The sequence below is a fragment of the Maritimimonas sp. 2405UD52-3 genome, from assembly GCF_056591715.1.
Window position 1 is genome coordinate 609,382 of sequence record NZ_JBWQOL010000001.1, and the last position, 16,328, is coordinate 625,709.

The 16,328-nt window shown below is 32.9% G+C and carries 15 protein-coding genes; 14 read left to right on the forward strand and 1 reads right to left on the reverse strand.

Annotation, left to right across the window (positions count from 1 at the left end; all coding sequences use genetic code 11):
• The 7 genes from AC1EU5_RS02800 (at position 1) to AC1EU5_RS02830 (ending at position 8,169) form a co-directional block, all read left to right on the forward strand.
• The gene (locus tag AC1EU5_RS02800) at positions 1-1,128 is read left to right on the forward strand and encodes a hypothetical protein (RefSeq protein ID WP_480190827.1); all 1,128 of its coding nucleotides are present in this window, start codon (positions 1-3) and stop codon (positions 1,126-1,128) included.
• 24 nt (positions 1,129-1,152) lie between these two features.
• A complete protein-coding gene (locus tag AC1EU5_RS02805) occupies positions 1,153-1,530 on the forward strand; it encodes an iron chaperone (protein ID WP_480190828.1) in 378 nt (125 codons plus the stop codon).
• 4 nt (positions 1,531-1,534) lie between these two features.
• Complete coding sequence (locus AC1EU5_RS02810) at positions 1,535-2,431, forward strand: TolB family protein (RefSeq protein WP_480190829.1); 897 nt, start codon at positions 1,535-1,537, stop codon at positions 2,429-2,431.
• 249 nt (positions 2,432-2,680) lie between these two features.
• Entirely contained in the window at positions 2,681-3,070 is a 390-nt protein-coding gene (locus tag AC1EU5_RS02815) for a twin-arginine translocation signal domain-containing protein (RefSeq protein WP_480190830.1), read from the forward strand.
• The gene (locus tag AC1EU5_RS02820; protein ID WP_480190831.1) at positions 3,039-3,386 is read left to right on the forward strand and encodes a hypothetical protein; all 348 of its coding nucleotides are present in this window, start codon (positions 3,039-3,041) and stop codon (positions 3,384-3,386) included. Before AC1EU5_RS02815 ends, AC1EU5_RS02820 begins: the two co-directional genes overlap by 32 nt.
• A 138-nt stretch (positions 3,387-3,524) precedes the next feature.
• Complete coding sequence (locus AC1EU5_RS02825) at positions 3,525-6,704, forward strand: SusC/RagA family TonB-linked outer membrane protein (RefSeq protein ID WP_480190832.1); 3,180 nt, start codon at positions 3,525-3,527, stop codon at positions 6,702-6,704.
• Between the two features lie 4 nt (positions 6,705-6,708).
• A complete protein-coding gene (locus tag AC1EU5_RS02830; protein WP_480190833.1) occupies positions 6,709-8,169 on the forward strand; it encodes a RagB/SusD family nutrient uptake outer membrane protein in 1,461 nt (486 codons plus the stop codon).
• Positions 8,170-8,372: 203 nt separating this feature from the next.
• Here the strand turns inward: AC1EU5_RS02830 and pyrF are convergent, their stop codons facing one another.
• Positions 8,373-9,185: an orotidine-5'-phosphate decarboxylase gene (gene pyrF / locus AC1EU5_RS02835; protein ID WP_480190834.1), complete on the reverse strand. Its 813-nt coding sequence runs from the start codon at positions 9,183-9,185 to the stop codon at positions 8,373-8,375.
• Between the two features lie 86 nt (positions 9,186-9,271).
• Between pyrF and AC1EU5_RS02840 the strand changes: the two genes are divergently transcribed.
• The 7 genes from AC1EU5_RS02840 (at position 9,272) to AC1EU5_RS02870 (ending at position 16,254) form a co-directional block, all read left to right on the forward strand.
• Positions 9,272-10,384, forward strand: a complete 1,113-nt coding sequence (locus tag AC1EU5_RS02840) for an ABC transporter permease (RefSeq protein ID WP_480190835.1) — start codon at positions 9,272-9,274, stop codon at positions 10,382-10,384.
• 22 nt (positions 10,385-10,406) lie between these two features.
• Entirely contained in the window at positions 10,407-11,165 is a 759-nt protein-coding gene (gene tpiA / locus AC1EU5_RS02845) for a triose-phosphate isomerase (protein ID WP_480190836.1), read from the forward strand.
• Between the two features lie 159 nt (positions 11,166-11,324).
• Positions 11,325-11,807: a hypothetical protein gene (locus AC1EU5_RS02850; protein ID WP_480190837.1), complete on the forward strand. Its 483-nt coding sequence runs from the start codon at positions 11,325-11,327 to the stop codon at positions 11,805-11,807.
• 118 nt (positions 11,808-11,925) lie between these two features.
• Entirely contained in the window at positions 11,926-13,731 is a 1,806-nt protein-coding gene (locus AC1EU5_RS02855) for a tetratricopeptide repeat-containing sensor histidine kinase (RefSeq protein WP_480190838.1), read from the forward strand.
• Positions 13,728-14,366 (forward strand): response regulator, encoded by a 639-nt coding sequence (locus AC1EU5_RS02860; RefSeq protein ID WP_480190839.1) that lies wholly within the window; start codon positions 13,728-13,730, stop codon positions 14,364-14,366. Before AC1EU5_RS02855 ends, AC1EU5_RS02860 begins: the two co-directional genes overlap by 4 nt.
• Positions 14,367-14,398: 32 nt before the next feature.
• Positions 14,399-15,232, forward strand: a complete 834-nt coding sequence (gene prmA / locus AC1EU5_RS02865) for a 50S ribosomal protein L11 methyltransferase (protein ID WP_480190840.1) — start codon at positions 14,399-14,401, stop codon at positions 15,230-15,232.
• A 191-nt stretch (positions 15,233-15,423) separates the two neighbouring features.
• Entirely contained in the window at positions 15,424-16,254 is an 831-nt protein-coding gene (locus AC1EU5_RS02870) for a zinc-dependent metalloprotease (RefSeq protein ID WP_480190841.1), read from the forward strand.
• Positions 16,255-16,328: the final 74 nt, after the last annotated feature.

Consider the following 16,328-nt stretch of genomic DNA (forward strand, 5'->3'; position numbering starts at 1 on the left):
ATGAGAAATTCTATTATTCTATTTCTTTTATTGCCAGTATTTACCGTTGCACAATCAACTTCGGATGCTATAATAGCGTCGTATGTCAATAAAATTGGCGGTAGAGACAATTGGACCAAGATTCGTTCATTTATGCTAGATATGACGGGTACATCAGGTTCAAGAAGTGCGAAGGTGCAGCACTATATGTTGAAACCAGATAAGTATAGAATTGTATTCAACTTTCCAAATATGAAAAGAAGTTTAATCTACAATGGTAATAGTGGCAGTATTTTAGAGAATGAAATTGTAAGGTCAATGCCTAAGGATATGCAGGTTGAAATGAGAGAAGAACCAGATTTTTACGACGAACTTATTTTTTATAAGGAAAAAAATTATCAATTAGAGCAACTAAATGATACCCTAATAAGCGAAAAACCATATTGGAAATTCGCCTTAAAAAAATCACAAAAAGATGTGCAATGGTATTATATAAACAAGGCAAGCAACCTGCTTGAAATTATTGAGGAGTATTCTAAGGAGAAGAAACATGAAGGAACATTATTCAAGAGTATTCTAGGGTCATACCAAAAGGTAAATAATGTGCTATTTCCAATGAAACTTGACCTTTACAAAAACAATGCTTTATGGATCCAATATACTATAGAGAAAGTACATCTAAATCCTGAGCTTTCGAATAAAGATTTTATTGTTGATACTCTAGCAATTAATCAAAAACGAAAAGTTATAAAAAAAATACTTGGCGTCTGGAAAGGAACCGGAACCCTAATGAAAAATAAAGCCCAGTTTTCAATGCAGTGGGAAAAAGTCTTAGATGGTAAATTCTTGAAAATGAACTTTCAAAATAGATTTAAAGATAGAAATGGGAAAGAACAGCTAATGAATGCTCATGGATACTATGATCTAAGAATAAGTAAAGGCTATTGGTTTGATTCTCGTGGTATCATGTTACCCCTAAAATTGGTATTAGAAGAAAATACCATGACCGTCTTTTGGGGTAATGAAAAATTAGAACAGGGTAAGACAGTCTATACGCTAAATAATGAAAATTTTACTGTAGAAGATTTTGTATTAAGAAATGGACAATATTCCAAATTCGGAGATGCAAATTATATTAAAGCAGAATAATGTGAGAATTGAAAATAGAGAATTATGCAATATAATGTTAATAGTTCATCTGAGTATTTTGATACATTAAAAAAGGATTGGCGTAAGATAAAACTTACTGAAGTTAGAGAGATTATAAAAAAAATAGCCCCTTACTTAAAGGAAGGAATTGAATATAAGATGCTCTCTTATTCAGATGGAGATAAAAGTGTTTTTCATCTTAATGCGCAGCAAGATTATGTGAGTCTATATGTTGGAAACATAAACAAAGTCCAAAACGCCAGAGAATTACTCCATAATTTCAATTTAGGTAAAGGATGTATTAGAATTAAAAAGACGGCAAATATATCAGAGAGTGGCTTAGAAGAATTTATTAAACGTACAGTTGAGTTATGGGAAAATGGGGGAAACACGGAATGTTAAGAAAATGTATAGATTTAAGTTTCTAATTGCATTTATTGGTCTGTTTACTAGTTGTTTACATTATGCTCAAAATGAGAACAATGTTCAATTAATAACGAACAATACGTTTGAAGATAGATATGCTAGCTATTCACAAAACAATGATCAAATTATTTTTGAGTCGAAAAGAGAAAATGGTTGGCAAGTATATACTATGAATCAAGATGGCAGCAATGTAAAGCAAATCACCAATAACGAATATGAAAATAGAAGACCTACATGTCACCCTAGTGGCAATAAGATTATTTATGAGTCCAATAGAAAAAAAAGAATAGAATTATTTGAGTTCAACTTATTAACAAATAAAGAAAAGAAAGTGGTAATGCCTTTTAAAAATGGAGATTTAATTTTTGCTAAATATGCTCCTAATGGAGAATATCTTGTTTTTAATAGAAGGCTGTCTGGTGAAAATGCTGACTTGTATATTTACTCATTCTTAAATAAAAAACTCACGAGACTCACAGATTTTAATAAAAGAACTTTTTACCCTAATTGGTCTAGGGATAACCGAAATATTGTTTTTCATTCTCGGTTCGAAACGCAGAATAAAACAGATGAAATTTACAAAATTGATACTAAAACTTCTGAAATCGTAAGGTTAACCAATGGGTCTAAGCATAGTTTTTGCCCTTCATTTTCAAATGATGGCACTCACATTGCTTATGTAAGATCGATGAGTAAAACGAGACCTGAGCTGTATATAATGAATGCTGATGGAAGTAAAAATTGGCGCGTTACAAAGAACGAATTTGGTGATACGTTACCAAGTTGGTCATATGATGATAACACTTTGATATTTACCTGTTTTCGAAATGGAAACTATGAGATCTGTAAAATTGAAAACATCAACAAAAAAGAATAAAATTAAAAAATGTATTGGCCAATTATTATTGAAAAATGGACTGTCTAAGATTATGGGAGTCATCCTAGTCTTTTTCTTGGCATTTATAATTATTAGGATTTTTACTTCATAAAATTACATGTGCTGTTAATTTTCACCAAAACTTTGTTTTCAGAGTGAGGTTATTTGAATTAATTAACCTTATCGTGGCTTTTTTATTTTTAGGACAAAATATTGAAGATAAGAACCACTAAAAAAGAATTTAAACCAATGGAAAGAAGGAATTTTTTAAAATTAACCTCTTTAACGACCGGAAGTTTAGTAATTGGGTTGAATATTTCTTGTAATAGTAGTAAAACTAAAAAAATTGGTATCCAAATAAAATTTAACAGGTACTTAAGTATAGATACCAATAGCTTTGTTGAAATATTAAATCCAGTACCTGAAATAGAGCAAGGAGTTCTAACATCTCTACCGATGTTAGTTGCAGAAGAATTAGAAGTTGATTGGAAAAAAATTAGAGTAAAACAAGCCAAAGGTGGAGTAAACTATGAAGGGAGAAATCAACGTGCTGCCGGCAGTAATAGCGTAAAACGATTCTGGATTCCAATGAGAACAGCAAAGGCCTATGAGAGAGGTGTTGTTCAAGAGATATCTTAGTTATACCAAGAGATTAGCCGATAAAGATGTGCTATTATTTGTTTCTACCGATACTGGTCTTGAGACCATGGATCCAGGAGAAGCCATACACCGAGAGATGCAATTGCTTAGTGAAGCTGGCTTCAATAATTTAAAAATTATGCAATGTGTTACGATTAATCCCATCAAATATTTTGAAAATAAGAAAAGAGAGGATCCTTATGCCATTGGAAGAAAAGCAAATCTAATAGTTTTAAATAGTAATCCCTTAGAAAAAATTGGCAACACCGAAGATATAAATGGTGTGATTAATAATGGAATATTTCGACCTCAATAAATTGATATTAACATAATTTTCATTCGCCAATAATATAATACATCTCAATTCAAATTATTGGCCATCTACTTCTAAATAAGTGCCGTTGCTTTTAAACCTCAATACTTTAGCGCGATAACTAATTTAAATATTCTATAAATGAAATGTAAAAGTTACTTTTTATGTTTCTTTCTTTTCATGTTGACAATTTTTACGTTACATGCTCAAGAAAGGACAATTACGGGTACGGTTTCAGATGAAACAGGACCATTGCCAGGCGTTAGTATTCTTATTAAAGGAACAAATACTGGTACGGAAACCGATTTTGACGGCAAATATTCTATTAAAACTAACACTGGAGATGTTTTGGTGTTTAGCTTTGTTGGTATGGCGACTCAGGAAAAAGTCATCGGTTCAGCTAATGTAATAAATGTTGTATTACAAGCTAACAATTTACTTGAAGAAGTTGTAGTTGTGGCTTATGGTACTCAGAAAAAGGAAGAAATAACAGGTTCTGTTACAACTCTAAAAACAGAACAACTTTCTGAGATTCCTTCGGCCTCTGTTGTTCAAGGGCTTGTTGGTCAGGTGTCTGGAGTTCAAATAATAAATCAATCAGGTGCACCTGGAGCAGATCCTTCGGTTAGGTTTAGAGGAATTGGTTCTATAAACTCATCTAACGCACCTTTATATGTTGTTGATGGTGTAGTTTTTAATGGTAATTTAAACTCGATTAACCCCCAAGATATTGAGTCTTTAACTTTTTTAAAAGATGCCTCTGCCAATGCACTTTATGGTAGTAGAGGTGCGAATGGTGTTATAATAATTACTACAAAAAAGGGTGCTACCGATAAATTGGAGGTAACTATAGATTCCAAATTTGGTTTCAATACTAGGGCTGTGCCAGAATACAATATTATAACAGGTGCAGCAGAATATTATGAAGCCGTGTTTGAAAGAGTGAGAATTGGCCTAATAGATACAGGTTCAACTCCTGCCGACGCAGCCCAACAGGCCGCAACGGGCTTAATTACTGGTGGACCGTTGGCAATAGGATATAATAGTTACGATATTCCGGATGCTCAGTTGATAGATCCAAATACTGGACTAATTAACTCTAACGCAAATTTGTTATACCAAGATAGTTGGATTGACGAGTCGTATAGAACTGGTTTTAGAAGAGAGAATTATGTAAGTCTTAGATACCAGAATGATCTTTTGAGTACGTTTTTCTCTTTAGGAAACTTAAGTGATGAGAGTATAATAATTAATTCGGGGTTTGAAAGAACAACAGCAAGACTTACTTCAGATTTTAGACCAACTAAATGGCTAAAGATAGGAGGGAGTATAAATTATGCTCATACCCTATCAGATGACCCTTTAAATAGATTTGGTTCTAATAGTGTCAGTAATATTGCAGGTTGGGCGAGAGGTACGGCTCCAGTTTATCCAGTTTTTAGCAGGGATGCTCAAGGCAATATTATAAGAGATAACAATGGCAATGCAATTTTTGATTTTGGAACGGGTGCATTCGGCGCAATTGGTGTCAGACCAGCATTCACATCCAATTCAAATCCGGTTGCCACAAGTCTTTTAGATATTGATGATAATATATCAGATAACCTAAGTGGTAGGTTGAATGCCTCAATTAAATTCTTAAAAGATTTTGAGTTTACCTATAATTTATCCGTAGATGTCACTAATGCGAATATAACCCAGTTTGCAACACCTATTGGTGGTGATGCAGCTCAATTTAATGGTAGAATTACAACGCGTTCTAATAGAGGTATAACCATAGCGCATCAGCAATTATTAAATTGGAATAAAGATTTTGGAAAGCATAGTATTTCTGTTTTGCTTGGTCATGAAAGTAATGATTACCATTTTAGATTATTAGCGGGTCAGGTTACTGAAACTGTTATTGATGGTTTGGCCGTTCTAGATAATGGTGTGAATAATCAGTTTTTAACAGGCTATGAAAAAGATTACACAGTTGAAGGGTACTTATCTAGGTTGACATACAATTATGATGATAAATACTTTTTTAATGCCAGTTTTAGAAGAGATGGCTCCTCAGTGTTTCATCCAGATAATAGATGGGGTAATTTTTATGGCTTAGGTGCCGCCTGGTCATTAAATAAAGAAAATTTCTTCAATGTTCCTTGGATAAACAACTTAAGACTGAAGGCAAGTATTGGGCAACAGGGTAATGATGCTATTTTATATGAGGACAATAGGATTATAGTAGGAGATCTTGATAATAGGAATTACTATGCATATACCGATCAGTTTGATATTGTAAACGCTGGAAATAATGTGCCTGGTATTACATTCTTTCAATTGGGTAATCAAGACCTTGTCTGGGAAACTTCAACTAATATTAATGCTGGTTTTGAAATTAGTCTATTCAATAATAGAGTTTCTTTAAATGCTGAATATTTTAAAAGAGAGGTTGAAGACTTACTATTTTTTAATCCCTTGGCACAATCTGATGGTGTAGGAACAAAACCAGAAAATGTTGGAGATATGGAAAATAGAGGTTTTGAGATAGAATTAGGAGGAGATATTATTAGAAGTAATGATTTTGTTTGGTCAATGAATATAAATGCAACACATTATAAGAATGAAATTACTAAACTACCTGAACCATTTATTGATGATGGGCGCTTTAGATTGCAAGAGGGTAAGTCAAGATTCGATTACTTTTTAAGAGAATTTGCTGGTATAGACGAAACAAATGGTGACGGTTTGTGGTATATAGACGTGTTGGATGCTAATGGTAATCCAACCGGAGAAAGACAGACAACAAATAATCGAGTAAATGCAACGGAATATTTTATTGGAAAATCAGCAATACCAGATTTATATGGTGGTGTTACAACTAATTTTTCCTATAAGAATATCTCCTTAGGAGTTAATTTAGCTTATCAAATAGGAGGTTATGGATACGACGGTATTTATCAAAACTTATTGGGGACTACTTCGGCTGGAAATAATTTTCATAGAGATGTTTTTAATTCTTGGACTCCTGAAAACACAACTGCATCAATACCAAGACTTGATGCAACAGACGTTAATCAGGCAGGCACATCTTCTTTCTTTTTAGTAGATGCGACTTATTTGAATTTACAGAATGTTACTCTATCATATTCATTCAGTAAAAAAGTGACAGATAAATTTGGTTTGGCTTCTGCAAGAATTTATGCCACAGGTAGTAATCTTTATTTATGGAGCAAAGCTAGACAAGGATATGATCCTCGTTTAAGTGTAACGGGTAATGCCTTGAATGAATTTGGTTTATCTCGAACTACATCACTTGGTTTAACAATTAATTTTTAAAGTTATGACAAAATATAAATGTTTTATTTTATCTGCCCTTATAGGAGTTTTCGCCTTATCCAGTTGTGAGCAAGATTTTCTTGATACTGAACCGGCAAGATCTATTTCGGCTGAGCAAGTTGCTGCAACGCCTGCAGCTACATTGGCCATTGTAAATGGTATTTATGCAAATTTAAGATCTACAGGAATTGGTAACCCCGCTCGCGTAGATATTGATTATGGTCAAAAAGGTATTATGGCTATTGTAGATATGCTAGGTCAAGATGTTATTTTAAACAATTTTAATTGGTACATTTTTATTTATAATTATAACGGAAGACAGCAAACAAGTAGTAGAACTAATATCATATGGAATACTTATTATTCAGCTATAGCAGATGCTAATAGTGTTATAAATGCTCTAGAACCAATAGAAACTAGAACTGCTGAGCAAGATGCGCTTTTGGGGCAAGCATTAGCTATTAAGAGCTTTTCATTATTTAATTTGGTGAGGGTATATTCTCATACGTATATTGGTAATGAAAGTGACCCTGGTGTACCTATTCCAGACAGGATAGATTTAGAGGGAAAACCTAGAGGCACAATACAAGATGTATATGATCAAATAATCCCGGATTTAGAGGAAGCAGCAGTTCTATTAGATGGATTTACAAGAGATAGCAAACAACAAATAGATAAAAGTGTTGTAAATGGATTTTTAGCGAAAGTGTATCTGGAAACTGGTAATTGGCAACTTGCTGCCAATAATGCTGCTGAAGCTCGAGCTTCATATGGTCTTATGTCTGGTGATTCTTGGGCTACTGATGGTTTTGATAACATAAATAACACTGAATGGATGTGGGGAGCGGATATAGATAATCAATCATCGTCAGTATTTATCTCATTTTTTTCTCATTTTGATAGCACCGCAGGGGGATATGGGGGACTGTTTGGAGGTTATAAACTTATAGATGCAAGATTATATGCTCAAATTCCCGATAGTGATTTAAGAAAAGCTGCATGGGTAGATCCTAGTAATAATACAACAAATTTTCCGAGCTATACGAATTTAAAGTTTATCGATGAAAGTGGAGCTTTTGAAGGAGATTATTCATATATGAGGTCCGCTGAAATGTATCTTATTGAAGCTGAGGCGAAGGCTAGATTAGGTGATGGTACAGCTGCTGATGTACTTTTCGAATTAGTTAGTAATAGAGATCCAGGTTATGTTAGATCTTCAAATACAGGTAATGATTTGGTTGAAGAAATATATTTGCAAAGAAGAATTGAATTATGGGGTGAAGGTGTTTCATGGTTCGATCTTAAACGATTGAAAAAGCCGCTAGATAGAACAGGTGCTGGAAGTAATCATATGAGTTTTGGGCTTGTAGATATTGCAGTTGAAGGTGACTTCTTTAGGATGCAAATACCAGAAGGCGAACTAAATTCCAACCCAAACATAAACGTCACTGATCAAAACCCTTAAAACATGAGATTTGTTCTTTTAAATCAAAAAAAGACCAGTTTGAATCTTTGTCTAATTTGTGTAGGGTTTATTAATATACTTTAGCACTGTAATTACACTGACTTTGTTTTCAGGGTATGATTATTTGAATTAAAATTACCTTAAAGTGTATGTAATTATTTTGAATTAATTAGAAAAGCCAGAGTGTCCACTACTCTGGCTTTTTATTTTAAGTAGGTTTTCATCTCCTGCTGCAATTCCAATGCTTTTTCTTGAGCCTTTTCGGCAAAATCTTTCTGGTTAGAAGCATAAATGATTCCTCTAGAAGAATTGACCAACAATCCTATATCTTCATTTAGACCATATTTGCAAACATCCTCCAGCTTACCCCCTTGAGCACCAACACCAGGCACTAATAAAAAATGATCAGGAATAATTTTGCGGATTTCAGCAAAATACTCGGGTCGTGTGGCACCAACTACATACATCAATTGATGAGCATTTTTCCATTCAAGCGATTTTTTTAACACCTTTTTATACAACTCTTCATTTTCTATATTGAGAGTTTGAAAATCGAGCCCTCCAACATTTGAAGTAAGTCCTAACATAATGGTAAACTTATCTTTAAATTCTAAGAAAGGCTCAACGGAATCACTTCCCATATATGGAGCAACAGTAATCGAATCAAAATTTAAATCTTCAAAAAAAGCTTTTGCATACCTTGTAGATGTATTGCCAATATCGCCTCGCTTGGCATCGGCTATAGTAAAAATTTCAGGATACTTTTCATTCAAATGATCAATCGTTTTTTGCAGTGCTTGCCATCCCTTAATTCCATAAGCTTCATAAAACGCAGTATTAGGTTTGTAAGCAACAGCTAAATGATGAGTAGCATCTATGATTTGCTTATTGAATTCAAAGATTGGGTCTTCTAAATCAAGTAAGTGAGAAGGAATTTTTTCTAGATCAACATCCAATCCTATGCATAAAAATGATTGTTTTTTTCTGATCTGGTCTACAAGTTCTCGCTTGGTCATTGCATGAAATAAGGTTGCCCAAAGGTAAGTAATTTGTCACATTGAGCGCAGTCGAAATGTCTTAAAAACGCTTTTTTTGAATCCAAATGATTCGAGTATATTTGATCTTCAAAGACTTGCCGTTGTTCAACTATTTTTTAAACAAATCATTTTATGGAATTCTTACTCTTCTGGGGTCTGTTACGGTAATTTTTTTTCTACTGAATAAGACTCCTGGTGATTCAGCGCAAATGATGTTAGATCAAAGAGAGAATAAAGAAACTTTAGAAAATATTAAAAAGAAATATGGCTTTGACCAACCAATATTTACGCAGTATTTATACTATCTGAATGATCTTTCACCTATGTCTTTGCATTCAAATAATCAGGAAGATTATACCTTTTTAAATCCAACTAAATATAGTTTTATAAAGCTATTCTCAATGGCCGATAAAACTGTAGCGCTTAAATGGCCCTACTTGCGCGAATCGTTTCAGAAAAATGGAAAAAGCGTAGCTTCAGTTATCGGTGAAACACTTCCTAATACATTTGTGTTGGCAGTTTCTGCTATTACGATTGCCATCCTCATTGGAGTTATTTTTGGGGTGTTATCAGCTATTTTTAAAGACACTTTTTTTGATCGATTTATATCGGTTATTAGCACTCTTGGTATGAGTGTACCATCCTTTTTTTCTGCCATTATTTTTGCTTGGCTTTTCGGATTCGTTCTGCATAAGTATACCAATTTAAACATGACGGGAAGCTTGTATGAAGTTGATGATTTTGGTGAAGGGAAATACATTGTTTGGAAAAATTTACTATTACCTGCCATCGTTTTAGGTATTCGACCATTAGCTGTTGTTATTCAGCTGATGCGAAACTCACTGTTAGAAGTAATGAGTCAAGATTATATTCGTACCGCAAAGGCCAAAGGATTGAATATGTATAAAATTATTAGAAAACATGCCTTAAAAAATGCATTGAACCCTGTGATTACTGCTATTTCCGGATGGTTTGCTTCTATGTTGGCAGGAGCCGTATTCGTTGAATATATTTTTAATTGGAATGGATTGGGTAAGGAAATAATTGATGCTTTAAATTTTAAAGATTATCCTGTTGTGCTGGGAGCATCAATTGTTATAGCCGCTATGTTTATTATTATCAATATTTTTGTGGATATCATTTACGGATGGTTAGACCCTAGAGTGAAACTTAAATAACAACAAACCAAAACTTTATAACATGAGACAAAAAATTGTTGCAGGTAACTGGAAAATGAATTTAACTAAAGATGCATCATTAACTTTAGTAAACGGAATAAGTAATAACTTAACTAATCTTCCACGAGATACTCGAGTGATTGTCGCTCCTCCATTTGTAAATATTCCATATGTGCAAGATGCGCCGACTAGAAATGTAAAGGTTGAGGTGGCAGCACAAAACATGCATTTTGCTGAAAATGGTGCTTATACCGGTGAGGTAGCAGCAGATATGCTGCAGAGTATTGGATTGAATGTAGTTATTTTAGGACACTCTGAACGCCGTGAATACTTTGATGAAGATGCACACTTATTGACCAAAAAAGTAGAACAAGCCTTAGAGCATAAAATGGAAGTCATTTTTTGTTTTGGCGAAAAGTTAGAAGATCGTCAGTCTAATAATCACTTTGATGTAGTAAAAGGCCAATTAAAAGATTCGTTATTTCATTTAAACGCTGTTGATTGGGATAAGATCATACTTGCTTATGAGCCCGTTTGGGCTATTGGTACAGGTGAAACAGCCACCCCAGAGCAAGCACAGGAAATGCACGCCTTTATAAGAAATTTAATTGAAGAGCAGTATGATGATGAAGTAGCCGATAGGGTTTCAATTTTATACGGAGGAAGTGTAAAGCCAGCAAACGCTAAAGAGATTTTCTCTAAACCGGATGTTGATGGTGGTTTGATTGGTGGTGCTTCATTAAAAGCTGAAGATTTCTTGGCGATTATTAATTCAATATAGTTTTAAAAAAATGTGAGGATTCATAATGTAAATTCTCACAATTCAATCAATACTAAAACGTCTAAGGGTATTCCCTGAATTTTAAAGTTCAGTGAATGCCCTTATTTTTTTTAGATAACCGAGTGTAGCTTGCAACTATAAACTTTAAAATCTAATAAAATGAAAAAGTTAAGTAAGTGTTTAAGTGTATTAATGGTTGTTCTTTTTATGTCAGGCTGTAGCAGTGATGATAACAACAGGCTAGATGACGCACCGCCAAGTTTAACAAGACAGCAGCTTAATGGATATTGGAAAGTGACCTATTTTAAAAATCAAGTTGAAAAAACTTCCGATTACAACGGTTATATATTTTATTTTGATCAAGAAGATGATATAAAAGTTGATGCAGATGAAATTAGATCTAGTGCTAGTGGTCAATGGAACCTTTTTCAAGATCAAATTGGTAATAAAGAATATACAATTGTAGATACGGACTTTGATCTAGACAATATTCCTAATTATGAAGTTATGGATAGATTAAAAGATTTAGTAGAACAATGGATTGTAAAAAAGGTATTAAATAATGCTACAAAAATTGAACTAGAAGAGAGAATTAGTAATAATCCACCAGAAATTTTGTACTTAGAGAAGCTCGAACTTTAAGGCTAGAATGATTATATTTACTTAAAAGTCAATTGCTTTGATAAAGGCATTATTAAATATAATCTGTTTACTCAGTTTTATTTATAGTTTTTCGCAAGACTCACTTCTTGTTAAAAAATTGCTTGACAAAGCTTATAGGTTAGAATCCGAAAATCCCAAAAAAGCACTTGAAGTATATAGAAAAGCTTACAAGGTAAGTACGGATATCAATTATTCTGTGGGAGCATTTAAATCAACAATGTATAGCGGAATTGTTAAAAGCGATTTAGCTGAATATGATTCTGCTTTATTTTATTATAAAAAAGCACTTCCATTAAGTGAAAAAACAAATAATCCCAGAGATAGAGCTATTACAAATGTTAATATTGGTAATGCATTTCAATTTAAGGGAGAACTAGACAGTGTACCTTATTATTACTTAAGCGCCATCAAGAGCTTTGAGCTAAATAAGGATAATCTCAGTATTTCAAATACTTATATAAATTTGGCTACATTATTTGAAACACTCAACCAAAATGATAAACAGATAAAATATTTAAAAACGGCCATTTCTATTTTACCAAAAGAAAATTCTGAACTTTTAGGTATTAGTTATGGAAATTTAGGTAGCGCATATTTAGATCAACAAAATAAGAAATTAGCATATAAGTACTTTAACCTTTCTGATAGTATTTCAAAAATTGGAACCTATCCAAGATTAAATTTTTTTAATGAAAGAAATTTAGGGGAATATTATTTTTATAAAAAATCCTACAAGGAGGCGATTGCATACTATGAAAAAGCTATAGAAGCTGGTAAGAATATTAATGATGAATATTATAAAAATGACTTATTATTAAATTTAGGGCTTTCTTATAATGAACTAAATAACTTTTTAAAGGCAAAGTATTATTTGAGTCAAGCATTAGATATGGGAGTGAAATCAGATGTGCTTGACATGCAGCAAAAAGCATCTTTAAATTTATATAAAATCCATCAATCTAAAGGTGATTACAAAAATGCCCTTAATTATTATAAAACGTATTCCAAATTAACGGATTCTTTATTTGATGCAGATAAAGTTAAAGTTATTAATGAGTTAGAAAGTAAATATCAATCAGAAAAGAAAGATAAAGAATTAGCAGAACAAAAATTAACATTAGAAAAACAAGGATCAGAACTTCAAAAAAAGAAAACACAATATAGTTATATGACTGGAGCTGTGCTAGTGTTATTTATAAGTTCGATTTTACTTTGGTTTTTATACCAACAGCGTCAAAAACGCAAAAATCAAGAAATAGTAACCTTAAAAAGAGAACAGCAAGTAAAGACACTTGAATCACTAATGGAAGGAGAAGAGAAAGAGCGCTTGCGCATTGCGAAAGAATTACATGATGGCGTAAATGTAGACTTGTCAGCTATAAAATATAAACTCACTTCGTTACTAGAGAAAAATAATAAAGTCATTAATGAAGTGGTCACTATGATCGATAAATCTTGTGAGCAAGTACGTGCCATTTCACATAATTTAGTTCCTCCGGCATTAAAAAATTTTAGTTTGGTTGAGGCATTAAAAGATTACTGTAGTACAGCAAACACAATTCATCCTTTAGAAGTATCTTTTCAACATGTGGGCGACTCAATTTCAATTTCTAAAAAAGCCGAGGCTACTATTTTTAGAATTATACAAGAATTAGTGAATAATAGCCTAAAGCACGCTGAAGCATCTGAAATAGATGTTCAAATAAGTAATAGAGCTGGTATAATTCAAATTACGGTTGAAGACAATGGTAAAGGGTTTAAAAAAGATGAGGTCATTAGTAATGGGATAGGGTTAAAAAATATTCAATCTAGAATAGAATATTTAAATGGTAATCTGGATTTTAACTCTGATAAAGGTGGTACATCATATATCATAGACATCAATACAGAAAGCTTGGTATGATCATAAAAATTGCCATAACAGATGATCACCCTATGGTGCTGCAAGGTATTCAATCTATGTTGGCTGATACCAAAGAAATAGCGGTTGTAGGCACCTATGAAAACGCAGCAATAACTGTTGAAAACATTAAAAAAGATGATCCTGATATCTTATTATTAGATATTAATCTACCAGATATTAATGGTATTGATTTATGCAAGCAATTAAAAAAGGAAAATGGAGACCTTAAAGTTATTGCGATTTCAAATTATGATGAGGTTTCATTTGTAAAAAGAATGTTACAAGGTGGGGCAGATGGATATTTACTAAAAAATACTGATCGTCTGGAACTTTTAGAAGCCTTTAAATCAGTATTAAATAATGGACAGTATTTGCAAAGAGCTATTGAGAAAAAATTAGTAAATCAATCTATAGGTAAAAAAAGCAACAATTCTATTCTGGTAAAGTTAACGCGAAGAGAAAAAGAAGTTTTACAAGCAGTTTCGGAACAGTTAACCACACAGGAAATTTCTGAGAAACTCTTTATAAGTCCTAAAACGGTAGAAACACACAGAATGAATATTATGAGTAAACTCGGAGCTAAAAATAGTGTAGGTATTATAAAAGCTGCTCTAGAGCAAGGATTACTAGATTAATACATTTACTTTTGTAGACAATTACAAATTAAATGTCTACTTATTTAGCTTATAAATTTACCGTTTCACCAAAAGAATCAGCCACCGAAATCCTAATTGCTGAATTAGGCTATGCCGGATTTGAAAGCTTTGTCGAAAATGACAACGGAGTTACTGCTTATATTCAAAAAACAGAAGATCATAAAGCTATATTAGACGATATTTTTGTACTTAAAAATCCAGAATTTTCATTTTCGTATACTAAAGAAGAAATCGCTCAAACCAATTGGAATAATGAATGGGAAAAAAACTTTCAACCTATTCAAGTTGATAACCTGGTATCTATCCGTGCACCATTTCATGAAAATCCAAATCTGAAGTATGACATTGTCATAGAACCCAAAATGAGCTTTGGTACTGGGCATCATGAAACTACACATATGATGGTGCAACACCTCATAGATTTAGATTTGCATAGTAAAAAAGTACTTGATATGGGTTGTGGTACTGGGATTTTAGCCATTTTCGCGGAAATGAAAGGAGCACAGCTTATTGATGCTATAGATATTGATGAGTGGTGCTATGAAAATTCATTGGAAAATTGCCAAAGAAATAAGTGCTCAAATATTGAAGTATTTCAAGGTGATGCATCATTGTTGATCAATAAAAAATATGATCTTATTATCGCCAATATCAATAGAAACATTTTGCTTTCAGATATAAAAGTATATACCAATTGTTTAAATAACGATGGAACCCTTTTGTTGAGTGGCTTTTATCAAGAAGATATTCCTATTATAGATGCAGAAGCTACAAAATACAATTTGCAGCTTGATAAAATTATAGAGCGTAATAATTGGGTTGCTATTAAATATTGCTTGCAATAACCTTCTCACTGTTTTCAGGTATTTTTAAAAATACCCATTTCCGCTATTGACACGAACTTAGTACAAGTTTTAATTTTATTTTTTAAGATTAAACAATTCTGGTTTCCCTACGGTATCGTTAGTTTTAATATTATTTCCTGTGGACAGCAGGAGCTCTAGAGTCGCTAAATATTAACCTTAATACATATATAATGAGAAAAATTTTAACCAAAAGTTTAGCCTTAATTGCAGTTTTAATTTTTGTTTCTTGTCAAAATGAAGATGAAGTTATTGTGCAAGAACAATCTGTACAAGAGCAATATCCTAACATAGTTAAAGCGTTAGAGAAAAATTATTTTAATCCAATTGACCTTGAACTTGTTGATTTTGTACTACCAGATGGTAGCTTTCAGAAAATGTTTAAAGTCGAGGATGACATGATGTTTTCAGAAGAACAAATTTTAAATATGAATAGTGGAGAAGGTATTACCACCAAACAATATCGCACTAATAATCTTGTAAGTATTTCTACTATTGATATAATAGGTTATACTGGTGGAGGTGGATTTGGTCTTTCTTCTAAGGAGCGCACAGCACTTAGATGGGCGGTAAATAATTATAATAGATTGGGTTTGAACATCCGTTTCAATTTAACATTTGGTACCAATTATCAACCACAAGATATGGTAGTGTATCACAACCCAAATCAATCTGGTTCGGGAGGATCTGCAGGTTTCCCTAGTGGTGGTTTTCCTCATAAATTTGTTCAGATATATGGATTGAATAGCTTTGACACCAATGTAGTTGAACATGTCATTACGCATGAGATAGGGCATTCGGTGGGTTTACGTCATACAGACTGGTTTAGTCGCCAAAGTTGTGGTCAGAATGTAAACGAAGGATCAGCGGGTGTGGGGGCAATTCATATTCCTGGTACACCAACAGGGTATGATTCTACTTCAATTATGTTAGCATGTTTTAGTACTAACGAAGATGGAGAATTCAATAGCAATGATATTACAGCCTTACAGTTTTTATACTAAGATTTTTTGAATTAGTTGCATTTGTTCGAAGTGGGGTCGTAAAGGGGTGCGTGTAAGCGTACCTCTTTTTTTAT